Source organism: Serratia proteamaculans (assembly GCF_946227095.1).
Lineage (GTDB): Bacteria > Pseudomonadota > Gammaproteobacteria > Enterobacterales > Enterobacteriaceae > Serratia > Serratia proteamaculans_E.
Genome location: NZ_CAMISV010000002.1, coordinates 289,490 through 315,563, shown reverse-complemented (window position 1 = coordinate 315,563; position 26,074 = coordinate 289,490). Strand labels below are relative to the sequence as shown.

21 protein-coding genes are annotated in these 26,074 nt (G+C 53.5%); 8 read left to right on the top strand and 13 right to left on the bottom strand.

Annotation, left to right across the window (positions count from 1 at the left end):
- Positions 1-12: 12 nt before the first annotated feature.
- The 7 genes from OC597_RS05095 to OC597_RS05065 form a co-directional block, all read right to left on the bottom strand.
- Positions 13-1,848: a hypothetical protein gene (locus OC597_RS05095; RefSeq protein WP_262207844.1), complete on the bottom strand. Its 1,836-nt coding sequence runs from the start codon at positions 1,846-1,848 to the stop codon at positions 13-15.
- Positions 1,849-1,915: 67 nt separating this feature from the next.
- Positions 1,916-4,066 carry a hypothetical protein gene (locus tag OC597_RS05090; RefSeq protein WP_262207842.1) on the bottom strand — a complete coding sequence of 717 codons (2,151 nt, stop codon included), beginning with the start codon at positions 4,064-4,066 and terminating at the stop codon, positions 1,916-1,918.
- A 21-nt stretch (positions 4,067-4,087) separates the two neighbouring features.
- Positions 4,088-5,521: a hypothetical protein gene (locus OC597_RS05085; protein ID WP_262207840.1), complete on the bottom strand. Its 1,434-nt coding sequence runs from the start codon at positions 5,519-5,521 to the stop codon at positions 4,088-4,090.
- A complete protein-coding gene (locus OC597_RS05080) occupies positions 5,518-7,269 on the bottom strand; it encodes a hypothetical protein (RefSeq protein ID WP_262207838.1) in 1,752 nt (583 codons plus the stop codon). Before OC597_RS05080 ends, OC597_RS05085 begins: the two co-directional genes overlap by 4 nt.
- Before the next feature lie 3 nt (positions 7,270-7,272).
- Positions 7,273-8,874 carry a Hint domain-containing protein gene (locus OC597_RS05075; protein ID WP_262207837.1) on the bottom strand — a complete coding sequence of 534 codons (1,602 nt, stop codon included), beginning with the start codon at positions 8,872-8,874 and terminating at the stop codon, positions 7,273-7,275.
- An 88-nt stretch (positions 8,875-8,962) separates the two neighbouring features.
- Entirely contained in the window at positions 8,963-9,487 is a 525-nt protein-coding gene (locus tag OC597_RS05070; RefSeq protein WP_262207836.1) for an NUDIX hydrolase, read from the bottom strand.
- A 518-nt stretch (positions 9,488-10,005) separates the two neighbouring features.
- A complete protein-coding gene (locus OC597_RS05065) occupies positions 10,006-10,620 on the bottom strand; it encodes a TetR/AcrR family transcriptional regulator (RefSeq protein WP_262207835.1) in 615 nt (204 codons plus the stop codon).
- 177 nt (positions 10,621-10,797) lie between these two features.
- On the opposite strand from OC597_RS05065, the gene OC597_RS05060 reads away from it, so the two are divergent.
- Positions 10,798-12,012 carry an MFS transporter gene (locus OC597_RS05060; RefSeq protein WP_262207834.1) on the top strand — a complete coding sequence of 405 codons (1,215 nt, stop codon included), beginning with the start codon at positions 10,798-10,800 and terminating at the stop codon, positions 12,010-12,012.
- A gap of 45 nt (positions 12,013-12,057) precedes the next feature.
- On the opposite strand, the gene OC597_RS05055 is transcribed toward OC597_RS05060, so the two are convergent.
- The 4 genes from OC597_RS05055 to OC597_RS05040 form a co-directional block, all read right to left on the bottom strand.
- Positions 12,058-12,252, bottom strand: coding sequence for a ribbon-helix-helix protein (locus OC597_RS05055; protein WP_261254754.1), 195 nt, complete (start codon positions 12,250-12,252; stop codon positions 12,058-12,060).
- Between the two features lie 56 nt (positions 12,253-12,308).
- Entirely contained in the window at positions 12,309-13,097 is a 789-nt protein-coding gene (locus OC597_RS05050; RefSeq protein WP_261284565.1) for a spermidine synthase, read from the bottom strand.
- 37 nt (positions 13,098-13,134) lie between these two features.
- Positions 13,135-13,590 carry a 3-hydroxyacyl-ACP dehydratase FabZ gene (gene fabZ, locus OC597_RS05045; RefSeq protein ID WP_261284566.1) on the bottom strand — a complete coding sequence of 152 codons (456 nt, stop codon included), beginning with the start codon at positions 13,588-13,590 and terminating at the stop codon, positions 13,135-13,137.
- Positions 13,591-13,844: 254 nt separating this feature from the next.
- Positions 13,845-14,339, bottom strand: a complete 495-nt coding sequence (locus OC597_RS05040) for a TIGR00645 family protein (RefSeq protein ID WP_012145114.1) — start codon at positions 14,337-14,339, stop codon at positions 13,845-13,847.
- 311 nt (positions 14,340-14,650) lie between these two features.
- On the opposite strand from OC597_RS05040, the gene OC597_RS05035 reads away from it, so the two are divergent.
- From OC597_RS05035 to OC597_RS05025, 3 genes are all read left to right on the top strand, one after another.
- On the top strand, positions 14,651-16,117 hold the full coding sequence (locus OC597_RS05035) for a serralysin family metalloprotease (protein WP_261254699.1): 1,467 nt from the start codon (positions 14,651-14,653) through the stop codon (positions 16,115-16,117).
- 321 nt (positions 16,118-16,438) lie between these two features.
- On the top strand, positions 16,439-18,796 hold the full coding sequence (locus OC597_RS05030) for a TonB-dependent receptor domain-containing protein (protein ID WP_262207829.1): 2,358 nt from the start codon (positions 16,439-16,441) through the stop codon (positions 18,794-18,796).
- An 83-nt stretch (positions 18,797-18,879) separates the two neighbouring features.
- Positions 18,880-19,698 (top strand): heme/hemin ABC transporter substrate-binding protein, encoded by an 819-nt coding sequence (locus OC597_RS05025; RefSeq protein WP_261462584.1) that lies wholly within the window; start codon positions 18,880-18,882, stop codon positions 19,696-19,698.
- On the opposite strand, the gene OC597_RS05020 is transcribed toward OC597_RS05025, so the two are convergent.
- Together OC597_RS05020 and OC597_RS05015 are read right to left on the bottom strand one after the other, a co-directional pair.
- Complete coding sequence (locus OC597_RS05020; RefSeq protein ID WP_099062084.1) at positions 19,695-19,988, bottom strand: Rdx family protein; 294 nt, start codon at positions 19,986-19,988, stop codon at positions 19,695-19,697. The genes OC597_RS05025 and OC597_RS05020 overlap by 4 nt on opposite strands.
- Before the next feature lie 67 nt (positions 19,989-20,055).
- Positions 20,056-22,014: a sigma-54-dependent Fis family transcriptional regulator gene (locus OC597_RS05015; protein ID WP_262207826.1), complete on the bottom strand. Its 1,959-nt coding sequence runs from the start codon at positions 22,012-22,014 to the stop codon at positions 20,056-20,058.
- 193 nt (positions 22,015-22,207) lie between these two features.
- On the opposite strand from OC597_RS05015, the gene OC597_RS05010 reads away from it, so the two are divergent.
- The 4 genes from OC597_RS05010 (at position 22,208) to OC597_RS04995 (ending at position 26,024) form a co-directional block, all read left to right on the top strand.
- Positions 22,208-23,224 (top strand): Gfo/Idh/MocA family oxidoreductase, encoded by a 1,017-nt coding sequence (locus tag OC597_RS05010; RefSeq protein WP_262207825.1) that lies wholly within the window; start codon positions 22,208-22,210, stop codon positions 23,222-23,224.
- The gene (locus tag OC597_RS05005; RefSeq protein ID WP_262207824.1) at positions 23,224-24,003 is read left to right on the top strand and encodes a TIM barrel protein; all 780 of its coding nucleotides are present in this window, start codon (positions 23,224-23,226) and stop codon (positions 24,001-24,003) included. Before OC597_RS05010 ends, OC597_RS05005 begins: the two co-directional genes overlap by 1 nt.
- 93 nt (positions 24,004-24,096) lie before the next feature.
- Positions 24,097-25,020 (top strand): substrate-binding domain-containing protein, encoded by a 924-nt coding sequence (locus tag OC597_RS05000; protein ID WP_262207823.1) that lies wholly within the window; start codon positions 24,097-24,099, stop codon positions 25,018-25,020.
- A 107-nt stretch (positions 25,021-25,127) separates the two neighbouring features.
- A complete protein-coding gene (locus OC597_RS04995) occupies positions 25,128-26,024 on the top strand; it encodes a helix-turn-helix transcriptional regulator (RefSeq protein WP_261254672.1) in 897 nt (298 codons plus the stop codon).
- Positions 26,025-26,074 lie beyond the last annotated feature (50 nt).

Here is a 26,074-nt window from a genome sequence, read left to right as displayed (position 1 = left end):
GCGTTTCCTTAATTAATTGAGGTTGGCAATATCAATAGCGTCTTGACCGGTGGTGGTTTGGACGTACTCGGGTTTATCCCCGCCCTGGCCCGGTAGGTAGCTGAACCAAATCTCCAGGTCGACGGTGAGCCGTTCTGGGTCAATTTGGTCGGCGCTAAAGCGCTGAGGGGCGGCATCGATTTCGCTAAACTGAAAAATTTGCTGCAGGGGTGGGGTGTCATCGCCGGGCAAATAGGCATAGCTGGCAGAAACCAGCACCGACTCCACCTGCTGCCAGTCCATATTGGCGGAAAGCGTTAACACCCGTTGGTGATACAAACTGGAGGGCAGATACACATCCTGGCTGGTCGGTTCGTTCAGTACCGCAGAGATATGGGGTGAGTTGGCGGCGCTGCTGTACTCCTTGGTCACGTCAAATAAATACTGGTCGGGATTGGGCAGCATCACCGGGTAGCTGTCCTGCTGCGCAGTCTGGCTAATCTGAAAGCTTTTCGACAGGCTGGATGTTGGTACTTCAATGTGACGGCAACTCAGGGTGACCAACACCGACTGGTACCAGCGCCAGTCAAACAGGTTGGCGGCCTTGATGACAAAATCGTAGCGGCCATAGAGCGACTCAACATCCAGATAGACATCGTTCAATTCAGTTTGCAGCACGCCGGAACTGACCGATCTCACGCCGCCCACCGCCTGGTTGAGATAGACGGTGAAGTCATACTCGACGGGCCACAGCATTTTGCCGGTTTGCGGATCGGTGATACTCGGTGACCTGAAGATTTTAGGTTTGGTATCGCCCTGGCGGAAAGTGTATTGCTTGTTGTCCGGGCCATAGCGCAAACGCACCATCACCAGTTGAACGTTATTGTCCAGTTCGTCGGACAACAGACTGACCCGAACCTCTCGGTGGGCGAAAAAATCATCCTGCAGATCGCTTTGGCTGATCACCCGACCGGCCTGGTAGTCGGTACCGGCGACCAGTTCGGCAAACAGCGCCTGCGGATAAAGTGAGCGTTTGACCACCGTGGTTTCCGTCAGTTTTCCGCTTAAACGCCGCTGGTCAATATCCTCAACCGACAGTCGTTGCAGGTAAAAACCGGCCTGGGGTTTGTCTTGTTGTGGCACTTCGGCAAACACCGGGGTAAAAAACTCGCCGGTCAGGATCTGCGTCAATTCGGCCGCGGCCTGTCTGAAGTGGCCGTCGGGATCGGTGTCCCTGACTTTGATGGTCACCACTTTTTCGCTGATCAGCTGTGCCGAGGTTTTTTCGATATCAACGGAAAAGAAGAGCAGGTTGAAACCGACCGACTGTTGCAGGAATTGATAAACCTGGTCCCAGCGGGCCTCCAGTTCAAAGGTGGCCGGAGGAAGTTGTAGCAGGTAGTCAATTTTGTAGCTGATGGCGATCGGCGCGGTGGCTGGTGTGGCCATCAGACTGGCCAGCAGGGCGATATCGCTGTCCTGGGCCAGTTTGGCCAGTAGATAACAGTTGAGTTGCTCGCTTAATGAGGTCTTGCTGGTTTGGCCTTCGATAAAGCCGGGAATATCCAGCGTGGCGGTACAACCGATCGCCTGCAACGGCAATAGCACCGCGTCGTGCGGCATGTCCGGACTGGCTGCTGCCGCCGCCCTGGCGGCCTCGGGACTGCTGTTCAACTGGGTTTGCAATGACAGCATGGCATAATAAACCGTGGTCGGTTGACTGCTGTTTCTAAATATCTGTAGCTGGACGGCGGGCTGGTTACCATCAATCACGCTAATGCCCGGCGCCGCCGCGCAATAATAATAAATCGGCCTGTCCGGGTCGGCTCGGATAAAACAGATGTTTTGCACTACGACCTGAGTGTTCATAGCGACCATTCCATTTTATAAAGGTGAGTCAGGGCAAAGAAGCTTTGCCCTGGAGTGTCTCAGAGCATCAGAAAGTCACCACCACGATGGTGCTGGTTCCTGTCACATCCTTCTCGACGGTTTTTTCAAGATTGTCAGCCCCGTAATACACCGTAGAGACGTAATGGATCTTCACCTCGTTGTCTTTTTCCGCCTGCATCAGGTCGAAGGTCAGAGATTGGGTGAGGGAATTAGAATCGAACTCGGTCAGGGCCAGGGATTGGGACTGCGTAAAGTCCCATTTCGGGTAATAAACCACCATTTCATAGGTGATCAACGTGACGTCTTTCTGGGTTGGTTTGAAGATAATGGTGTACTTCTGCGATTTCGGCAGGGCATTGGCGACCAAAATCTGGTGGCCACGGATCAACCCATAGCCCGGTAGCTGCGGGCTGGTCTCAACGCCGCTCGGGATATAGGTCAGGCTGTCACCGTCCAGGGCATAGTAATCGGTGGAGAAATAAATCGGTTTATCCACATCGACACCAATCGGGTAAATAAAGGGCTGAGGAGGGGTCGACTCACTGACCACCTGGTTGCTGGTCTTGAGTTTGACGCCCTTATCCGGATCGGAATATTGCGTTTTGATCACCACCTGGCTGAAGACTTTCCAGCCCATAGGATCAAGCAGCGTAGCAATGTCGGCATAAACGATGCCACATTCGGCCACGTTGATGGAGATAATCAGATCCTTATCGCTCTGAAGGTCGCCAGAGTGGTAGGGCTTGGCCTGCATACCGGTGAAGTTGACGGTATAGGAATATTTAAATGCGCGGCCCAACTCGGGTTTGATAAACCATTTGCCGGTTTTTTTCGGTTCGCTGTCGCCAGGGGAAAACTGCAGAGTGCTCTGGTTGTCTTTGTCGTAGAAGGCGGTCACCACGATATTGGCCACGTTGTATTTCGCCAGATCCTGAGTGACAAAAAACTCGGGCTGAATGTACTGATAGAAAGGATCGTTGAGATCGTACTCTTTAAAGTAATCTTTCAGATTGGCTTCGCCGACGATGGATTGGATAGACGGCAACTGGGTCTGAGGGGCGATGGAGAAAGAGACCACCGAGTTTTCCTCATAGACGCGGGTAAAGCTTTTGGTTTCGCTGAGGCTGGATTTGAATTTATCAAAGCCGTCGGCTTCATTAAGCAATTCGAGGCTCATGTCCAACCCGGTTTGGCTGCTTAAAATTTGCTCTACCTGTTTTTGCCCCCAGGCGGTCAGCCCGTCCTTCCATTTAATGTACTGATCCGGTGTCATGCCCATTTCTGCTGCGGTCAGCCCAACCTGAACGTCGATCGTGATCGCGCCTTTTTCGATATATTCGCGCTCAATTTTTTTCTCATCGGCTGACCAGGTATGGTAGCTGATGGTTTGCGTCACCGACTTGGTGATCTCGCTGTCGTAGCTGACGGTGACTTTGGCCGCCGGCAGGGAAGCATCCAGACTGAAGTCGAAGCGAATGCCTACGCTGGAGTTTTTATCGGTGCCTTTCAACACCTGTTCGAACAGAGTGGCACCTTCACCCGTGAGTGAAAGGCTGAAAACGGTGTTGTTATCCCCCAGACCTGATGGCGACAAGGTGGTGGGGATTTGACGATAGAATTTGTCGTTGCTGTCCAGAATCAATGAAGCCTGTGACGAGGTTAGCCTTGGCGTCATCAGTTTGATTTGTTTCGCGTCTGCCGGCATCAATTCCGACAGGAATTGGTCATTGCCTTTGTTGCTGTCATACAACGCGACAAACCTGGCCGCCTGGTCGTCATTCAGGCCGGTATTGCGTAATGCGGTATCCATGGCCGTCTTTTTGGTCGCATTTTCGGGGTCGGCCACCGAGGCCTGCTCGGCTTGAACATACTTGACGATCAGGGTGGATTTCGCGATCAGCGGATCTTTAAGCTTGCCAAGCAACTCGATGCTGATCCTGGTTTTCATCTCTGAATCAGGCTGCGGCAGGATAACGGTAAATTGCGCATAGCCGCCCTGGGTGTCTTCACTGCGATACTTGTAGAACATGAAATAGGGGTTCTTGCCATCCCGGGCGGCAAATACCGGGATCTCCGGCACCACATAATAAGTATCCTTATCAATGCTGTCGCCGTAGCAGGTATAGGCATATTCCGTAATACCCAGGTATTTATCCGTGGCGATCTTGACCGATTGCTGCAAAGCGGTGGTTAACATAGGGTGTTCCTCTTGTTTATGTCACTTGTTGTATTGCAGTTTGACGGGGCTGGCGCTGGCCTGTTGTGGGCCAGAGTCGTAGGTTTTGGGAAATATTGAGGCGGTTTTTCCTTGCCAACGGTAGTCAATGCGACCGTTTAATCCGTTGGCATGGGCATTGATCCACCAGTTGGCTTGCCATTGCTGGGTACTAAACGAGAAGCTAAAGTTTTGTTTTTTCCCCTGGCCGGCCGGCGAATAGCTCGCGGTGCCGCTGACCGTTTTAAACTCTGCCTTCAGGTGTTCGGCTTCAAACAGCACGCTGTAAAAACCCAGGTCTTGCGGAGTAAGCGCGATGTTGTCCTGCCAGTGGAGTTGATTCTCATAGCTGGAGTAGTCAGCAAACGTCACTTTGAGGGTGATATCGCTGACTTCTGAGGTGGTTTTCAATGTCACCGGCGGGAAGTTGGGCCACGGCATCGGCGTTTGTGTCTGGTCGTAACGCAGCTCAATCGACGTGATATTAAAACCGTTAGGATTGAAGCCCAGGCTCACTACGCATTCACGATGTTTGACAGGTTTGTCCGGTCGAGTGGGTTCAGGCAAAGGCGTCGGCGTAAACGTGATTATGCTGTCAGCGGGCAGTTGGCCGAGCAGGGTGGCGATATCCTGCTGCTGCGTCAGCAAATAACGCTGTGGCACGCTATTGCTGTAGCTGACGTCATAACTGATCTTGCTGGGGATCTCATCTATCGAGTGGATGTTACGCAGCGTGTTGCTGACCAGTTGTGACGCGGTTTTCACCAACGAATCCCTGACCAACTCGCGGGTCTGTTCCGAGGGGGCGTTGTTGAACTGCTCCAGGAGGGTGATCACCCCGGCGTCGATCTGCTGGTTGAGCAGGATGGCGATAGCTTCCGGTTGGCGCGCCTGTTCGTTGAAGGCCAGGGTTAAAAATGCCACCCAGTCTGCCTCTAGCCTGGCGGTGGCACGGCTGCTGACGCTGAACTGGCTGTGAGTGACCAGATAAACCTGGTTCCTGGCTCCCCGAATGGCGCTGTCCAGTAGGCCAGACTCTGTGTGGGTCAGCGGCATTTTGGACTGTTCAAACTCGACGTTATAGCTGTCTGACTCTGGCTGGTGGATAAAACGCAGGAACAGCGATTGGCGGATGTCGCCTTGCTCCAGGCTGATTTTTCCCGGTGCCGGGATGAAATGCTGGCGGATATAGGCCTCAATCGCCGCCGTGTCGACTGGCAGGTTGGGGGCGACAAAGGTCGCCAGACCGCCGCCAGGGCTGGTCAGCAAATGCAGCGCACTGATTTTACCGCCCGGGCCGTCCAGCACCACCTGCGGAGTATAACTGCCGTAGGTATAGCACTCCGGCGGCCGCGTTTGGTCGTGGAAGGCCAGGGCTCTGCCAAGCAGGAAAAAGTTCTGCAGCATTTGTTGGGGGTTTAGTTCTTCAGTGTTCATTTTTCACCTTTGACATCAATCGTTTGATCGCCGGTCACATAGGCCGACCATGGGCCGGTACTGATTTGGTAGCGAAACCCACTGGCAAAAATCGAAGTGACTGTCCAGGGGTAGTCGTAGCGGTTCTGCTGGTGGGTAAAGGTGTGCTCCGTGGTGCGGCTTTGGCTTTCCGGCTGAAAGGTCAATGCGACTTTGAGCATTTCAGCGGGCAGAGCGACGGTGATCTGCGCTCGCTGTGAGCCAAACTGCGGGAAGCTGTAAGCCCCGATAGTGGTGGCCTGGGTAATCGGCATCGGTAGCGGCACGACCCCACCACCGGCCAACTGGTAAGCCGTTGCTTCAATGAAGGTTTTGTCACCGAGAACCGGGCAACTGAAATAAGGCTCTGCCGCGGTTAAGGCCAAATCTTGCAGCCAACCGGCAGAATGATAGATACCGCCAATACGACTCTCCTTGGCGAAACCCGGATCAAGACTGATGGTCAGGAATGGGCAGGGCAATGCGGCGTAATCCAGTACCAGCGCCCGTTCGGCGCAGAGGCGCCGTTCACCGATCAGGGTGTGCCAGCTTCCTTCCTGCGGATAATTAACCCGGATTTGGTAAAAGAAAGGTTCTGGCTCCAGCGCACTGGTAAGAAACTTGAAGGTCAGCCGGCTCTGGTCCGGACTCAGTCGCTGGGTTTGCGTTTGTTCCTGCGGGTAAATATCTCCGGCTGGAACAGTCAACTGAATATCGATGGAAACGTTGCTTTTCAGTCCCAGCGGCAAGACGTAAAAGACGTCGATTTCCTGTTCGCCCGGCGGTAATGGCGGGGCGGTAGTGCGGTGAATGATGGTATCAGGTGAGACCTTGGCAATTTGCTGTGCGGCGGCAAAAGGATCCAGTATGAAACACAGCGGACGCCGGCTCAGTACCACGGAATCGAGCTTGAAGATCACCCGTCCGCTCTGTGCTGGAACGCTCAGGGCGATCATTGCCGTGTTACTGGACGCCGGACCGGCGTAGGGAGTGCCCCGCAAATTGTAGAGACGATCAAGCAACGTCTGACTGAACAGCAGGTTTCCCTCAGGATCGCTCACTGGCAGTGGTGGGCTGATTTGCAGCGGTAGCAGCGCAATATTCTGGTAGAGATATTGCGTCAGCAGGCCATAGTCAAAGGCCATCCGATCATCGCCAACAGGCTGCGTGCCTTTGACTCCGGCGATCAATGCCAGTATCAGCTCCCGGGGGTCAAACTCGACGGAGTACGCCAGCCGTGGTGAGACCCCTTCTACAAAACCGTCCAGCCGGGCATTAAAGCCGATAGTTTCGTTGAGCAGGGTTTTCTCGATCAGTTGAGTGCTGGCCGAGTTCAGCAAAATAATAAACTGGATGCACTGTGCCGAATACCAGGTCGGGTCATAGCTTTGCCCACTGAGGGCACTGTGATACTCGATCGGTACGTCAAATCCCAGACTGGCGGGCAACACGGGCAGCACCTTCACTGCTGTATCCGGGTGCTGTTGTTTGAAGTCCTCCAGGCTTTGCTCACCGGCATACTGCAGTTCGGTGGTGAAATTCAGCCAACCGTAAATGCTGTCGGTGCTGGGACTGCGAACAATATCCAGCGAGAACGCCAAGGGATCTGCCGCCAAAATGGTGACGGATGCCGGGTATAAAAAATAGGCATCATTTTGCTGATAGGCCGCAATGAACCTGTGCAGATCGGTAATAATAATCTGCTGAAAGTCCGGGTATCCCTGATACATAAGTTATTTACCCGTCGAGTTGAGATAGTTATGGTAATCCTGATGCCATTCTTTCGGCAGTTTGCTCAGGATATTCGCCGGGCGTTGATAATATTCATCCTCATAGATGCGTTGCATCTGGATATCGCCGACCAGGATACCGTTAGCGTACAGGGTGTTATCGTCGTAACGGCCATTGTCAGCGGAAGGGTCGGCGGACAGTTGCAGGTTATACACCTTCAGGTCACCTTGCTGTTGCACCATGCTTATGATTTCGCTTTCACCGTCCAGGGTGATTAATTTAGTTGAATGATTTAGCTCACGAGCTATCACCACGCCGGACGGGGTAATAAAAGGGTGGCCCAGGCTGGCACTAATATTCGTTATTTTGCCTTTGTTATTACGCAGGGTGAATTCGATGTAATGGCGTTCCTGTCCGCTGGTGACGGCTTCAACCTTCAGGGGGTGATTATTCCTCGACAACACAGTTTCACCGATACTGATGGCTGAAATTTGTTTTTCACTGCCATCCTGCATCAGTATTTTTGTATCTTCGGCCAGACAGCCGTAAACAATACGCATTGGTTTTAACAGTACGGTGTTTAAAAAACGCTGTTCGGGTTCAAGACTTTTTGGCGCATTGGTAATAAAGCTGACAACGCTTTTCCCGTCGACGTTAAGAATGACTTTGAAAACATAATAAACCCATTCACCAGACTCAAAATCAACCTGATTGAACCTTAGCCAGTCCAGATCCCAGGCGATATTGCTACCGTTAATTCGGGTGTTGGGTGAGTTGAAAATATTGTAGTTGCTGAACGGAGTGATGGGATCGCCACCCGCGCGGGTACGTATCAAATAAATAGTGTTGCTGGCTTTGACCGGTTGGCCGCCGCTGAGCTCAATTTGCCCCAGATAGGTAATATTTCCTTTAATGGGCACCCTGACCGAACCATCATAGGTGTTGCGGTAATCGCAGTCACCTTCATTACGGGTTAAACAAATTTTTATTTCGTTGGGATTATTAATGCTTCGCGGTGATTCATTATAAATATCTTTAGGGTAACTCTGACTGGTAATAATTTCCGCACCGTAAACCGTATTATTGTTGATGGTTTGTGCAAAGGTATAAATCACCGTGACCGGATAATCCGTAGCAATCTGGCTGCCCGGATAGACCCCGTTGGCGCTAAGGGTGCAGTCTGCGGCGTAGACATAGGCCTGGTTGTAGTTCACTGTGCCGACATTGGTCGCTTCAGCGTCAAACAGACCCAGGGTTTGCGTCACATTGGCCGCCGACACCGGCAGAGAGCCAATGGCATCGGCGCGGTAGTTTCTGCCATCGGTGGAGTCGAGCCGGACAATGCTGTAGACCGGTTGGGCGGCGCCGTCACTGGCTTCGCTCAACCGGCCAGAACTCCGTTTAAGCTGCTTTGCCTGTTGCCAGCATTGGGTAAACTGCGGGGTATTGCCTGAGGCAAGACCGGCAAGTTTTAATTGAATATCGTAAAAACTGACCAGCAAAGGGTCGCCGGGCTGAATAATAAACAGGCCGCTGTTGCTATATTTGCTGATGACATCTTTTACAATAGTCTTTTCATCTGAAGTATAACCTTGTGTGATCATAATATCAGTACCCAATAAGTTTCAGACATGAGCATGCCAAAGGCATGACAGAGATAAATCAGGTTTTGGTGTTTAAGTTATGAGTTTATTATTTGCACGTTTCTTTGCAATAGGTGTAAATGGCGCTCAGGGTATCGGAACCCAAATACTCTTCAAATTGAGCATCGGTGGGGTCAATATCAGGATCCGCAGTCATGTTATACAGTTCTTGTGCAAACATATCTTTGGTGGCGGAGGGTTTATTTTTAAAGTAAGTTTTCAATTTACCTTTGCTGACCTTGCGTATCCAGGCGAACTCACCGCCAAGTGCTACTTTTCCGGTGAAGAGAAATACCTTGCTGGTATAGAATGAAATATCATTGGGAAAAACCTTATAGCGAACAACCTGTTCTACTTCAATATTTTTCAGGGTTTCTTCCAGGGTTTCTCTTTTTATCACGTTTAAGGCAAAGTTCTTGCCATCAATCGGGCCATCTTTTGCATCCGCAGTGCCGCCAAATAACATCGGACAACCTCGGGCAAAACCTTCATTTTTCAAACCTAATAGAATAAAGTCATCATTCCCAACAGCAGCCGGATTGCTGTCAAGAATGACGTATTTTTTAATGGGCATAGTCAGGTCCTTATACATTCGTGAGTATAAAAATAGGATTTATTTATCGGGTCGGGAGCGATGAATTACTCATCATCAACAATAGCAATGGCGACTAAAAAATCAACTGACACTTAAAAATAAATGAAGTATTTTTTTGTTTACATCGAGATAATCAAACAAATCACCGCGTTAACAAAACCAAGAAAAAATTATTTAAATAATCAAATAAACAGGAGGTGGTTGTTTTTATTTTGTTAATTATTATTTTTAATTGCATTAAATCAAGGGATTGAGTTGGCCGGTTTCTGAAGCCTTTCCACGCTTATTGAAATAAACAAAAACGATTAGCCAAGCAATTAATTCTGATGTTGGAATTTCTTTAATCATAAAGATTGTGAATAACTGATTAAACAGTTGAAATAGTTCTCACGATAGCTAGTGAATGATATTTATACTTTGCTAATGATATTATTGAGCAATGGTTTGCCAACGTGTTCGCCGGACTGGGTCCGGTAAACACTTAAGATCAGGTGCCATCAGGCATGGGCGTTAGTATCCCAAACCGTCATCAATGCCGTGACGGCGTTATCCAGCACAGGGTAGTCGACGCCGTCCCGTGCCAGCGTCGAAACGCCCAACAGAAAGCTGTCGAACAGCGTGGCGATAACCGCAGGATCAATCTGTTTTCTTAACTCACCGCTCGCTATGCCCCGTTGAATACAATGATTAAAACCGTTCAAGGTACGTTGGCGGGAGTCTGTCAGCGGTTTCAGCACGGCGGCATGCTCAGCCGTGCTGCCGGACATCACCGCCAGAGCTACCATGCAGCCTTTGGGATGATGGTCTTCGCATTGCATCTTAACCGAGCGGCGCAAGGAAATTTCAATCGCTTCTCTGGGCGGCAGTGAATCATCCCACAGCGCATCATTAACCCGCCCGTAGCTATTGAGATAGCAGGACACCGTCTCGTTGAACAGCGCCTCTTTGGAACCAAAGGCAGCATAAAAACTGGGTGCGGTAATGCCGCCACCGATCTGCGCCTTAAGCTGTGCCAGCGAGGTGGACTGATAACCGTGCTGCCAAAACAGATGCAGTGCCTGCTGCACAGCCTGGTCGCGATCAAAGCGGCGAGGGCGGCCCATTTGTGCCATAACGGCCTCCAGGTTTGTTAGTTAAATACCGATCGATATAAATGTCATTGACACTCAGATGATACCCGCTTAGCATTATTATACCACTCGATACATAAATCAATTCGCGTGATGGACTCACGGGTACGGATAAGTGTCGACCATATTTATACCGATCGATACATAATGAGGTTATTGATGAGCCAGACCCCTATCAGTTGTATTGAAGACCGAGAGATACCCGCTCAGGCGCAGCGATTGCCGATGGCGGCGCTGCTGGCATTGGCCATGACCGGTTTTATCTGTATCGCCACCGAAACCTTACCCGCGGGTTTATTGCTGCAGATGGTCCCCGGTCTACAGGTGTCGCCCTCGCTGATCGGACAGATGATTACCGCCTATGCGTTGGGGTCTGTGTTGGCGGCCATTCCCCTGGCGCTTGCCACTCAACGCTGGCGTCGACGTAATGTTTTACTGCTGACCATTGGCGGTTTTTTTGTCTTCAACACGGTCACGGCACTTTCCTCCAGCTATGTTGTCACGCTGGCTGCGCGTTTTTTTGCCGGAGCGGCCGCAGGGTTGGCCTGGAGCCTGCTTGCCGGTTACGCGCGCAGAATGGTGGCGCCTCATCTGCAGGGTAAAGCTATGGCGGTGGCTATGGTTGGCGCGCCAATCGCGCTGTCGCTGGGTGTCCCTCTGGGAACATGGCTGGGGGCGGTGGTGGGCTGGCGCAGCGCTTTTGGTGTGATGTCTTTGATGACGCTGGCATTAATCGTTTGGGTGTTGGCAAAGGTGCCGGATTATCCTGGCCAGGCGGGGCCACAGCGGATGCCGCTGTATAAGGTTCTGATCACTCCGGGTGTCAGATCGGTATTGGGCGTCGTCATGCTGTGGATGTTTGCGCATAACATTCTTTACACCTACGTTGCTCCGTTGGTGACGCCGGCAGGGCTGGCTAACCAGGTTGACGCCGTGTTACTTGTTTTTGGCCTGGCGGCGCTGGCGGGTATTTGGTTCACCGCTCGGGTGGTTGATCATCATTTGCGAAAGGCGGTGCTGGTCAGCCTGGTACTGTTCGCCGTGACGATGTTGCTGCTGGGCATCGGCATTTATTCAGCGGCCGCGGTCTATGTCGGGTTGGGGCTATGGGGGTTGAGCTTTGGCGGGGCGGCGACGTTATTGCAGACTGCACTGGCAGACACGGCTGGCGAAGGGGCGGATGCCGCGCTGGCGATGAACGTGGTCATTTGGAACAGCGCCATTGCCGTCGGCGGTATTTTCGGTGGCCTATTGCTTGAGCACTTTGGCGCGGTGTCCTTCCCATGGGTATCGCTGGTGCTGATACTGGGCGGTTTGGCGCTCACGATGGCGGCCAAACGGCATGGTTTTTCCACCGAGGCACGCAAGGGGTAATCACTGCAGTGGTTTCAGATGGCGCCAACCGAGCGCCATCTGACGTCAGGCGTTATCCACGCGTGGATTAGAGTGGGTCGGCTGGCTTGGGTACTCCACCTGATGTTTCTGCAGATAGTCGCGTATGAGCTGACGGATCACCTGAGAAGGGGTGACGTCCTGTTGCAGGCACAACTCTTCCAACGCTTTTTTCTTATCAGGATCAATGAGTACGGTCAGACGTGCCGTTTTCTTTTCCATGATGGTGACTCCAGAGAATAATAATCAAATGATAATCGTCAGGCGGCCATAGCGCCTCAGCTAAAGTGCAACCGTTCAATCTTGCGTGACAGGAAGCGGAGATCGCAGTTAAAGCTCGGGCCAACCTCGGCGGACAGGCGGCGCAGCAGGCTTAACGGCGTCTCGATTTCGACCGGTGTCGCATAGATAATCACGTTGCCGCTGGGGGCCACGCAGTACAACACGGTGTTAAACACCCGGTGCAGGCTGTGGTACAGCAGTGAGTTTTCATCGGGCACTTCATGGTAGTTCAGCACTAACCAACCTTGTGGCGAAAGCCGCCCGGCACAGCGCTGAAGAAAGGTTTGCGTGCCCTGTTGCGGATCCATACTGAAGGCACTGTAGAGATCGGAGAAAATCAAATCATAGTGTCGTGTTACGGCAGCCCGTAAAAAATCGGCCGCGTCAGCCACGTGCAAGATCACCGACTCGTCAGCGGGCAAGGTGAAGTAACTTTGGGCAACAGAGATCACCGCCGCACGCAGTTCCACCACTTCCAGCAGCATATTGGGGTCATAGGCATGCAACGCCCGCACCAGACCTCCGCCGCCCAGACCCAGGATCAATGCAGATGAAGGAGGTTGCCAGGCCACCGCCATCAACATGGTTTTGATGTAGTTGTGAACCGGTACCTGCGGCGCGTCGATACACATTTTGCTCTGCTCGCAGATGCCGTCAAAACGCAGGGTCCGGTAGCCCTTGTGGTCAGAGACAATAATTTCGCCGCAGTGATCCTGCTCGCGGGCAATGACCTGACCGCGTGGCGAGAAATCCAAGCTATTTAGCAACTTATCAACCAAAGACATAGTAATTTCGTTCAGCCTCCATCAGAAAACGGTGGTGCTACTTACGGGCGCACATAAACTCGGCGGTACAGATACGGCGGCCATCAACCGTGGCACGGCCGGTAAAGCGGGCAAGGCCGGAGCGTTGTCGGACAAAGGCGACTTCCATGCGTAGCTGATCGCCAGGCCGGGCCGAGCGATAGAAGCGGGCACGATGAATGGCGGCAAAGTAGTAATGCTCGCCGGGCAATAACGGGCTAAGAAAGTAGTGGGCCAACAACCCTGTGGTCTGCGCCAACGCTTCCACCATTAATATGCCGGGAAACACCATAGTCTGGTGGTGGCCGGTCCAAAAAGTCGGTTCATTGGCGGTGATATTTTTGATGGCGCTTAGGCGACCTTCGGCAATCGAGGTGCCGTCAGGCAGGATACGGTCAACCAGCAGACAGGGAAAGCGGTGTGGCAGGATAGATTGAACGTCCTGATACTGTATAGGTTTACCATTCAGCGGCATGATTGATTTGGGTCCTGTCAGCGGGACGAAGCTCAGCTTGCGCCGGCTTCTGTGCTTGTCGAAGTGTAATAACATTATAATGTTATTATCATCAGATGCACCAAATGAATATGAACAGGCTGCTAAATAGGGTTCGTTAGTGACAGCGTCACCAGTAAAAGATGTTGAGAATATAATTCAATTTATTGATTAATTGGGTTTTTTAGCAGGTAAGGGAGCGATTAGCCGCCAACAGAAGGGGCGGCTAACGGGGATCATTTTTTATCGCGAGTCAGCTTATCAAGATAGCCCATCACAAAGGCGGAAAGCACAAAGGTGAGGTGGATGATCACATACCACATCAGCTTATTGTCCGGCACGTTCTTGGCATCCATAAACACTCGCAACAGGTGAATGGACGAAATGGCGACAATCGACGCGGCTACCTTGCTCTTCAGCGAGGTCGAGTCCATTTTCCCCAACCAGCTCAGTTTTTCTTTGTCGTCGCTGATATCCAGTTGCGAAACAAAGTTCTCGTAGCCCGAGAACATCACCATCACCAGTAATCCACCCACCAGCGCCATATCGATCAACGACAGCAGCGTCAGAACCAAATCCGCTTCTGCGATGGCGAAAATGTTTGGCAGAACGTGAATGATCTCTTGGAAGAATTTTATCGACAGCGCCAACAGGGCCAGCGACAGGCCAAAGTAAACCGGCGCCAGCAGCCAACGAGAGGCGTACATGGCATTTTCTAGAAAGCGTTCCATAGTCATCTGAGTTCGTTACAAAAAGTGGGGCACAGTATAGCGCAACAGGCCCGGCAAATGGCAAGTGACCGTGGCGCGATTAAGGGGGGATTTCATCGGGACTATAGTTGTTCTGGCCGAGGGGTTAATTCCCTCTTGTTATAAGGTGATTTTATCGAGGTTTACTCCGGCGTGATTTATTTTTCCCATATATATTGAGCTATCTGAAAATCATACTAGGATTTAAATGCTGCAAAATAATATAGCGGCAATTTTTTATATCGCGAGCGAATTATATATAACGGAAGTGAATTAATCGACTGGAGATGGACATGGAAAATTCCCTGAATGGAAAAACAAGCGGTTGGGACAGTGTTAATGATTTGCTTAATTACCATAATAGAGGTAATGGTTTAACCCTCAATAATAAGCCTTCTTTCGGTGTGGAAGAGGCCGGCAAACAAATAGCGCGCAGTGAACAAACCTGGAATGGCGTTCATGTCACCGGCCAGGGCGCTACCGTGACTTATTCCTTCCCTGATTGGGATTATAATCAGAGTAATTTAAATTTCCGCTTTGGCGTCAAGAATCAGGACACCGGCCTTAGCGCCTTCACTGCCGATCAACAGGCGCAGGCCAAGCTTTCTCTGCAGTCCTGGGCGGATGTGGCAAACCTTAATTTTGTTGAGGTGGGCCCAGGGCAAAAATCCAACATTACCTTTGGTAATTATCAGGGCGACGGCCAGGCTTATGCTATTAAGCCTTTTAGCGGTGCCGGCAACGACTACCGCGGGCATAATACTGATGGTCAAAGCTGGTTCAATATCAATTACAAGTACGCGGATACCCGGGACGGGGTTTACGCCAACCTGCACCCTGAATTGGGTAACTACGGCCGTTTGAGTATCACCCATGAACTGGGGCATACGTTGGGGTTGGATCACCCGGGGGTTTATAATGCCGGCCAGAACCCCAGCTATGCAAAGGGAACCTATGCTGAAGATACCCGCCAGTTCAGCGTGATGAGCTATTGGGATGAAGCTGTTACCGGTGGTGACAACGGCGGTCATTATGCTGCCGCACCGCTGGTTGACGATATTGCCGCTATTCAGTATCTCTATGGCGTTAATACCACTACGCGTACCGGGGATACGGTTTACGGGTTCAATTCCAATACCGGGCGGGATTTCTACACGCTGACGGACAGCAACCAGAAGCTGGTGTTCTCCGTCTGGGATGCAGGCGGTAACGATACGCTTGATTTCTCGGGTTATACGCAGAACCAACGCATCAACCTGACAGAAGGTTCATTCTCTGACGTCGGTGGGTTGAAGGGCAACGTTTCCATCGCCCTGGGTGCAGTTATTGAAAATGCCATTGGGGGTTCAGGGAATGATGTGATTGTCGGCAATGATGCGGCCAATATTCTTCATGGCGGTGCGGGCAATGACGTTATTTACGGTGGCGGTGGGCAGGATCAACTATTCGGTGGCAGCGGCAAAGATATCTTTGTTTTCGCGGCGGTGAATGACTCGCCGTTCACATCTCCTGACAAGATCATGGACTTTGAAACCGGCATCGACAAAATTGATCTGTCCTTCTTTAATCATGGCGATAAAGGCGCAGGCTTTATTCACTTCGTCGACAGTTTCAGCGGTCAGGCGGGGGAGGCACTGCTAACCTATAATTCACAAAGTAACTTAAGTGAGTTAGCGCTAAATATAAATGGCCAGGCCGCTCCGGACTTCCTGGTTAATATCGTAGGGCAAGCCAATACGGCCACTGACTTTATTGTTTAACTCTGCAACGGTGGGTTACGCCCACCGTTTTTTAAGGTCTTTATTCTTCATCCCTCCAGGCAACCCCGTCTCTGATCCAGTACCTGTGCCGCTTTGTAAGGATTTCGTAAATAATTGGGGAATATCCCAGCAACGGATTTAAAAGGGCTATTCCGATATTGATTATGATAAGCATTATCATTATCATCTGTTTCATCAAGTCTACGCAGAAAGACCTTTCTTTAAACATTGTTACTTTTTATTAATATTATTTATTCCGGAAAGCCACCGGGAGACGAAGCAACTGCGAGCGAATACTAATAATTATTGCAGGGCTAACACATGCGCAAAACCTTTAATTACCGGGGAGTTATCGGACAGTCTTTCCTGTGGGGAACCTTGTTCACCACCGCCTTTAACGTTAATGCCGAGGTAAAGAAAAGCTTAATAGAAAAAACCACGCAAAATGAAGAGGAAATAACGGTTGTTGCACCGGTGATTGAGAAGAAGGCCGGAACAATCACCACGATTTCTGCGCAGGATATGCAGAAAAAGGGAGGCAATGATTTCGGTTCGATTATGCGTTATGAACCGCTGATTAGCGCCACTGGCGTCAGCGGAGGATCGTCTTCAGGCAAAAGCGGGTTCGATCGCAGTGGTTATACCGGTTATAACATCCGTGGCCTGGAGAGCAACCGCGTTGGACTGGATGTCGATGGCATTCCACAACCGGATGCCACCGGGCGCAGCTATGTCAGCCGTGCCGGCCTCAATACCTTTGGCATTGGCCGCGACTATCTTGACCCCTATATGTATGGTCAGGTGGACATCGAGTCAGGGGCCACTTCAACCGAACGCAGTAATACCTCCATCGGTGGCGCGGTGTCGTTTTCACCGAAGTCGGCGGACCAGTACCTGTCACCGACCAAACCGACCTATTTTGGTTACCAAAGTGATTACGATTCCGCCAACCGCAGCTGGCATAACGGCATTACCGCCGCAGCGGGTGATGAACAACTGCGCGGGGTGTTTGTTTATAGCCGCCGTGACGGTCAGGAAACGCGTAATAACAGCGGTACCCACCAGGCTTATCCGGCTAACTGGCATTCCAACGCGTTGGTGGCCTCCGGTATCTGGCAGCCGAATGACGAGCATAAAGTCACCGGTACGGTGGATTATTACGACAAAACCAACCATACCCATTATGACAGCTGGAACTCGGCCGGCAGCGCCATTCTTGGTACCGCCCAGCAGCAGAGCAATACGCGCCGCTGGGGTATCAGCCTGAAAGATGAATGGACGCCGTTCAATGATTACGTCGACACCCTGACATCGAAAGCTTATTACCAGCAAACCCAGGCGCACGACAACACCTACATGCCGACCAGCACCGGCAGCATGGAGCGGGTTTACTCCGACTACAACGTCGACACCTACGGTTTTGAAACGCAAATTGCCAAAACTCTGGGGCGGCATACGCTGAGTGGCGGGCTCAATGGGCGGATCACCGATACCGAACGGCCATTCCGTGAAGAACCGGCTCCCAGCGCATTTACCGCCATCATGCAGCCGGAATCAAACAGCCGCAGCTACATATTGGGCGGATTTGTGCAGGACCGGGTTCAGTTTGATCTCGATGGACGCGGCTTTGCCGTGGTGCCGGGCGTGCGTGTGGCTCACCAGAGTACCAAGCCGCAAAACCTGAGCAACCTGACCACCGGCAGCACGGTGCTGACGGAATCCGAGCTGGAAACGCTGTACGGCAAAAGCAACACCGATACCCAGGTATTGCCGTCACTCAGCTTCCAGTACGACATTACGCCGGGGTTGATGACCTATCTGCAATACAAACGCGGCGCGCAGTTCCCAAATGCCAGCCAGCTTTATGGTTCATGGAACCTCGGTTCCAGCTACGCGGGCACGGCTCAGTATGCGTTGATCGGCAACGCCGATCTGAAAACCGAGACCAGCAACAATCTGGAATGGGGTATGAAGGGGGAAGTGGTGGAAGGGGTGACGCTGCGGACGTCGCTGTTCTACAACACCTATAAAAACTTCATCGCCTATACCCGCTATCAGCGTGCCAGCAGCCCAGGTCAGTTCACAAACGTGCCTTCCAATATCTACACCATTTATCAGGCGGAAAACCGCGACAAGGCCTACATCTACGGCGGGGAAGTCAGCACCCGACTGAATTTTGGCACCTGGTTTGAGCAGGTTAACGGCCTGAGCGCGAATTTTGCGCTGGGGTATAACCAGGGTAAATCCAAGTCCAGCTACTCCGGCGATAAATATGTCGATATCGACAGCGTAGCGCCAATGAAGGCGATTGTGGGCGTGGCGTGGGACGACCCGGCGAAACGCTACGGTGCAGCGGTTACCGCCACCTTTGTCAAAGGCAAGCAGGCGACGGCCACCAACCGTGAAAGCTATAGCAACGCCAGCGGCGGAACGCTCACCGACTCTACGGCAGAGTATCTGCGCGTGCCGGGTTACGGTCTGGTCGACATGTCGGCCTACTGGCAGGTGGCCCGCAATGTGAAGCTGAGCGGCGGTGTATATAACATCACCGACCGAAAATACCGCGATTACCTGAGCAGCCGTGAGCTGACGGACTCCACCAATCAGGATGCTTACGATAATGCGCTGGCTGTCATGCCGGGAAGAACCTTCCAGCTTGGCGTCAACGTAGATTTCTAAGCCTCGTCGTTAATGCAACGCCCGCCTTTCATTGTCGAAGGGCGGCTGTTGTGTCAGTCATCTTCTCCATAAGGAGCTAGCGGATGAAATCATGGATTATCGTGTTGTTGGCATTGCCGTTTTCGGTGTTCGCCAGCGAGCGCGTGATAGCCATTGGTGGTGACATCACGGAAATTATTTATGCCTTGGGGGCGCAGCAAATGCTGGTCGCGCGTGACAGCACCAGCCAACAACCACCACAGGCCAGCAAACTGCCAAATGTCGGTTATATGCGCCAGCTCAACGCCGAGGGGATCCTGGCGATGGAGCCCACGTTGGTGATCACCAGCGAATTGGCACAGCCGTCGTTGGCCTTGCAGCAGGTTGAACAGGCCGGGGTTAAAGTGGTAACGGTGACCGGCAAACCCGAATTGGGCGTGATTAACCAAAAGATTGCCGTTATTGCGACCACTTTGGGACGAGTTGCCGAGGGTAAAATCCTGCAGGCTGAACTGGCGCGTCAGATCGCCGCCGTACCTACTCGTCCGTTGCCCGTCAGGGTACTGTTCATCATGGCACACACCGGAATAACGGCCATGGGAGCAGGTAATGGTACCGCCGCCGATGGTGCCATTCGCAGTGCCGGATTGGAAAATGCCATGGCCGGGGTGGCGCGTTATCAGTCGTTGACTCAGGAGGGATTGGTTGCTGCCGCGCCGCAGTTATTGGTGATAGGGAAAGCCAGCCTGCAGCGGCTGGGGGGAGAAACCAATCTTTGGATGTTGCCGGGGCTGGCATTTACCCCGGCGGGCCAACAACGGCAGTTGTTGGTGATTGATGACAACGCCTTGCTGAGCTTTGGGTTGGCGATGCCGGCGGCCATCGGCCAACTACGGCAGGCCGCGCAAGCGGTTATGCCTTAACTTTTGGCGCCTTTATTATCGACATGGCCCAGGGAACGCTCGGGGAAGCAGCGATCGCGCAGGCGTTGCTTTAACGCTGCTGCCTCCGGGAACCCACCGTCGATTTTTCGATCCCAAATGACCACGTCATCAACGGTGACCTGGTAAATGCCTCCGGTGCCGGGAACCAGCGTGACGGAAGCCAAATCGGTGCTGAAAGTATGGAGTAACTCTTGCGCCATCCACGCGGCTCGCAGCAGCCAGTTGCATTGCGAGCAGTAATGAATAGTGACGGCAGGGGATGTTTTCATGGGCTGAGCCTGAGCGGTAAGATTGTCAGCATCATCGGATGCCATCGCCATGCTGTCAATGCGTCACTCAGGGGCGAAACAGCGTTAAATCGATCTGCCATTTATTGATTTTGTTGTACAGCGTGGTGCGTGACAGCCCGAGCATCTGGGCTGCCTGCCTCAAATTGCCGCTATTGGATCCAATCACCTGAATGATATGAGCGCGTTCATTATCTTCCAGTCGGCTTGAGGGGGCGGAGTCCGTTTCTGGGGACATCCGCCGCATATCCTCGGGCAGGTCGCCCACGTCGATCAGTAATCCTTCACACAGGTTCACCATCCGTTCCACCAGGTTTTCCAGTTCGCGCACGTTGCCCGGCCAGGGCCAGGCGTTAAGACAGGCCATCGCCTGCGGTGAAACCTGCGGCGGGACTTTTTTCATCCGTGTACTGAGCTTATGAATGAAGCCATTGACCAGTCCGACGATGTCTTCCCGGCGTTCACGCAGCGACGGAACCGGGATCGAGAGCACGTTCAAACGGTAATAGAGATCGCGCCGAAATGCGCCGGTCTCCACGGCCTGTACCAGGTCGCAATGGGTGGCCGCAATGATGCGCACATTTACTTTTACCGGGTGTGCCGCACCAATCCGCAGAACTTCGCTTTCCTGCAGCACGCGCAGCAGGCTGGTTTGGGCTTCCAGCGGCATTTCGCCAATTTCATCGAGCAGCAGGGTTCCCCCGTCTGCCAGTTCGAATTTGCCGGCGGAACCGCCACGGCGCGATCCGGTAAAGGCACCGTCTACGTAGCCAAACAGCTCGCTCTGCACCAAATCGCGCGGTAAGGCTCCGCAGTTGACGGCGACAAAGGGCTCATTGCAACGTCCGCCGCCGTTGTGGATCGCCTGGGCAAACAGCTCCTTGCCGGTGCCGCTTTCGCCGGTCAACAGCACCGTGCTGTCACTGCGGCTGCAGGTGCGCGCCTGCGTGATCGCCTCACGCAGGCGGCTGGAGTGGCCGTAAATCATCTCAAAGGTATAGCTGGCGCTGACCCCCATCACCCGGCGGGTAATGGCGCGGATACGCTGGTTCTCTCGCACGGAGAGCACGCGGCCGTCATCCGGCGCGGGCATCAGGGAAATCACGCAGGAAAGGGCGGGTTTACCTGCCGGCATAAACACCATTTCACGGTCGTTGCAAAATGGCATGGTCAGCAGTGAACCGGATTGTGGGCGCAGCAACTCATCGATAGAGAGGTTACCCGGCTCCAGACCGTCAAAAATCTGGCGGGCATAGCGGTTAACGGTTTTCAGCCGCCCCTGGCGATCGCAAACCATCACGCCTTCATTCAGGGTTTCCAGAATCGACTGTTGTTCGGCCAGCAGCCGGTGCAGCCTTAGTTGCTGACCAACGGCCTCTGCCGCCGCCTGCACGGTGCCCAGCGTATGGGCATTGAAATTATCCGGCGTGGCGGTGAGCGTCAGCACGCCAATCATCGCTCCCTCGGCGTTACGTACCGGTGCGGCGGCACACTGGCGATGCCGTTGGCGCAGGCCCAACTTCCAGTTCTCGCCGCTTAATACATATACCAGGCGCTGTTCCAGCAGGCAGCGGGCGGTGCAGTTGGTGCCCTGAACCTCTTCACGCAGAATGCTGCCGACCGGCGTCATGTCGGCGCCGCAGTAGTGAAGGGTGACGCCATTGGCATCGGTCAGATTGATGTGCCCGTCGGGATTGTAGGCCAGCAGGTTTTCCATGATGCTGCGCGCCACGGTAATCAGCTCGGCGTTGTGCAACAGGATGGCCTGTAGCTGTTCTGCCGGTGGTGCGTGATAGACAAACTCATCGGGATCAATACCGTACTCCCGTGAGCGCCGCCAGGATTGCAGGATCGATTTGCGTATCCAAACCGGCTGACCTCCTTCGTTGAATGCCTGCCAGCCTTGCCAAAACAGGCTGTCCCATTCACCGGCCTCCGGCCCTTCCGGCAGGCTGAAGATCGGGTCGCTCTCATCTTTGATTGGCATCAGGCCAGCGGCGGTGTGCATCGGCAGCTCCGTTTTGGAATGTAATGTCCATTTTATTGACATGTGAAATTGACATGTCAATTTAGTTGTCACTTTGTTGCGCCTATCTGTGCAACGCCTCACAAATTCCCCGCGTTTCAAGCTGGCATCCCCTTTGCAATACCGCCAGTGAACTCTGTTGCCCGCGAGGGCATTACCCACATAAGGAATCACCATGAGTCATTCACCCAAAATCCTGCGCGTTGGTCTGATTGGCGCCGGCCGCATGGGCAGCTTTCATGCCGAGTCGCTGGCACGGCGAGTGCCGGGCGCAGTGTTGGTCGCGGTGGCCGATCCGTTACCGGAGGCGGCGCAGCGGCTGGCAGAACGTCTGGGCGTTGAAGCCTATAGCGATTTGCAGGCGATGCTGGATGATCCGGCTATTGATGCCGTCGTCATCGCTTCTCCGGCGCGTACGCATGCGCAGTGGGTGGTAGCGGCGGCCAAGGCCGGTAAACACGTATTCTGTGAAAAGCCGATGGCCGTCACGCTGGAGGAAGCGGATAGCGCCATTAATGCCGCAAATCAGGCGGGCGTGGTCCTGCAGGTGGGCTTTAACCGTCGTTTTGTCACCGGGTTTGCCGCCGCCATCGCCGCCGTCAAGTCAGGGGAGAATGGCACCACCCAGTTGTCGCGCTCGGTCACGCGCGACCCGCAGTTACGCGATCCCGCGCCAATCCCGGCGTGGACCATCTTTCTGGAAACCCTGATCCACGATTTTGACACGCTGCTGCATTTCAACCCTGGGGCCCGGCCGGTGGAAGTGTATGCACTGGCAGATGCACTGGTGCGTCCGGATTTCAAGGATCGCGGGTTACTGGACACGGCGGTGGTGACCATTCGCTTTGATAACGGGGCCATCGCCACCGCCGAAGCTAATTTCCAGGCGGTCTACGGCTATGACGTGCGTGGTGAGGTATTTGGCAGCCAGGGCATGCTGCAGGCGGGCAATATCAACTTGAATAACTGCGTGCGCTATCACGCCGGTGGCATCGCCATTGAGACCTCGCGACAGGATACCGATTTGCTGCACGACGCCTACGTGGCGGAACTGACCGAGTTTGCCCAGTGCATTCAGCAAGGGCAAAAACCGAGAGCCACCGGGCAGGATGCGCACAATGCGTTGGAAATCGCGCTGGCCTGTATTGCGTCGGTGCAGCAGGGTAAACCGATCAAACTGGGAGAACAATAATGGCCAATTATCAGTTGTCCGTTTGCGCCGAAATGGTGTTTCTCGATCTGCCGTTTGTCGAACGCGTGGCGCGCATTGATGCACTCGGTTTTGGCGTTGAAATCTGGAACTGGGCCAATAAAGACCTTGATGCTTTGGTAGCTACCGGAGCGCGCTTTACCTCGATGACCGGCTACCTCAGCGGCAACCTGACCGACGAAGAGGACATCAGCGAACTGTTGCAAAGTGCCCGGCAGTCACTGGCCGTGGCGCAGCGCTTAAACTGCCCGAGTTTGAACCTGCATGGCACCGGCCTGGACTCGCAAGGACTGCCGGTGAAACCGGTGCAGGTGGTGACGGGTGCCATGTGGCTGAAGGCGGCCGATACGCTGACCCGGTTGGCGCAGATGGGTGAGGATGCCGACAAAGTCTTCACGCTGGAAAACCTCAATCTGCCGCTGGATCACCCGGGTACGCCCTTTGCCAAAGCCGGCGACACGCTGGCTCTGGTGGAGGCGGTTAACCGTCCGGGGTTGAAAATGAATCTCGATCTTTATCACGCGCAAATTGGCGAGGGTAATCTGATCGAGCTGATCCGCCGCTGCGGTCCGGCGATCGGTGAAATCCAGGTGGCTGATGTGCCGGGGCGAAAGCAACCCGGTACCGGCGAAATCAACTACCGCGCCATCGCCCGCACGTTAGACGAGATAGGCTATCAGGGCGTGGTGGCGATGGAGGGCTGGGCAGCCGGTGACAGCACCGAGGCGCTGCAACAGTTCCGTGACCATTTCACCCTCTAATCCTAAGCTAGCCGGGTAGTGGCCTGTTACCCGGGATAAGCAGTGATGCGTTGATTTTAATAATAAATAAACCTCAACCTACAGGATGTAACCATGAAAACCAAAACGTTGCTGTTGCTTCTGCTGAGCCTGGTTATGGCCTTCAGCGTCCAGGCGAAAACCTATAAGGTCGGCGTGGCGCTGGCCAATTTCGATCTTAACTTTGTCTCTATTCTGCGTTCGCAGATGGTCAGCGAGTTGAAACTGCTGAACATGGACGGTCAGTTTGTCGATGCCAAGGGGGACGTGGCGCTGCAGGTGCAGCAGGTAGATGACTTTATCAACCTGGGGGTAGACGCCATTATCCTCAACCCGGTCGATACCCAGGGGGTGAAACCGATGATGGATGCCGCCGAACGCGCCAACATTCCACTGATTTTCGTCAACCGTAAACCCGAGGTGAAACTGGGTAAGGCCATGGCCTATGTCGGCTCCGACTCGGCGGCGGGCGGTGAGATGCAGATGGAGGCGCTGGCGAAAAAAATGAACTACCGCGGCAACGTGGCGATCCTGATGGGGGCGCTGTCCAATGAAGAGGCTCGTGAGCGCACCCGTGCAGTGGAAGCGGTGATCGCCAAGTACCAGGGCATGAAGGTACTGGAGAAGCAGACCGCCAAATGGCAGCGTAATGAGGCGGTGGACGTGGTGTCCGGCTGGTTGCTGAATGGCCGCCCGATTGACGCTATTGCTGCCAACAACGATGAAATGGCAATCGGTGCCATCATGGCGCTTAACCAGGCCAAAAATAAAAGCATTCTGGTGGCGGGCATTGACGGTACACCGGACGGCCAGCAGTTTATCAAAAACGGCAGCATGGCCTTGACCATCTTCCAGGACGCCAAAGGCCAGGCCACCGGCGCGGTGCAGGTGACCCAGGTGCTGCTGGAAAAACAAAAAACCGAGCCGTATCACTGGGTGCCTTATAAAATCATCACTCAGGATAATCTGGCCCAGTTTATGACGGCTAACCCGAAATAGGCGGAGCAACCCTGGTGGTCGGCAGATTGAATAAGAATTACTTTCATTTACCGGCCGTTATGCGATAGTGAAATCCCTGTCGCTCGCTATTTGAAAATCCGCTTGTCATGACAACCACACTGAATCCTATATTGCCCCATGAGCCTAACACCGCGTCAGTTCAGCGACCAGAACGCCTAAAATTTGCCCCGCATATTTTGCTGCATAGCGGCACCTGGCTGGAACAGCACTCCGCCTGGGAGGATGACCCACTGATCGACGGCATCAAACTGGCATTGGTTCACAGTGGTCAGATGCAATGCCGGGTTGCCGGGCAGGCGGTACGGCACGTCGTTCAACCTTCGCTTTGTGCATTTGGCAACCTGGGCGACTACGCAATATCACACCGTTTTCAGCCTGATATCCCCCTGCGTTACACCATTTTGCAACTGGAGAGCGACGGGCAGGATCAGCATGCCGAGCTGTTTCCCACTGCGTTGAAATATCGGGCGGGGCAGCCGCCGAAAATGGTCATCGGTCCGGCGTCAAAACTGCTGCTGGCGTTGTCGACACAGATCGCCAGCTGCCCGTTGCAAGGCGCTACGCGCGATTTGTATCTGGCCGGGAAGGCGATGGAGCTGATAGCCATGAGCCTGCAACACCTGTCCGACACGCCTGCACCGGCAACCGCCCGTCTGCGGCTCTCCCGCGCAGACATTGAACGTCTTCATGCCGCGCGAGATCTGCTGATTGCCGATCTGCCGCATCCCCCCGGGTTGGACCGTTTGGCGGCACTGGTGGGCATTAACACCCGCAAATTGACCCAGGGCTTCCGCCAGATTTTTGGCAGCAGCGTGTTCGCCTGGCTGCAGGAGTATCGTCTGCAACAGGCACACCGCATGCTCAGCAGCGAAGCGGCCAATGTCTCTACCATCGCCTATCGCGTGGGCTACAGCCCGGCGCATTTATCCATCGCATTCCGCAAGCGCTTTGGTATTTCCCCCAGCGCCATCGTGGCCCGCTGACCGGCGGACTAAACAAAGAGTTCCGCTGGCAAAAGCATCCCCACCCGAGC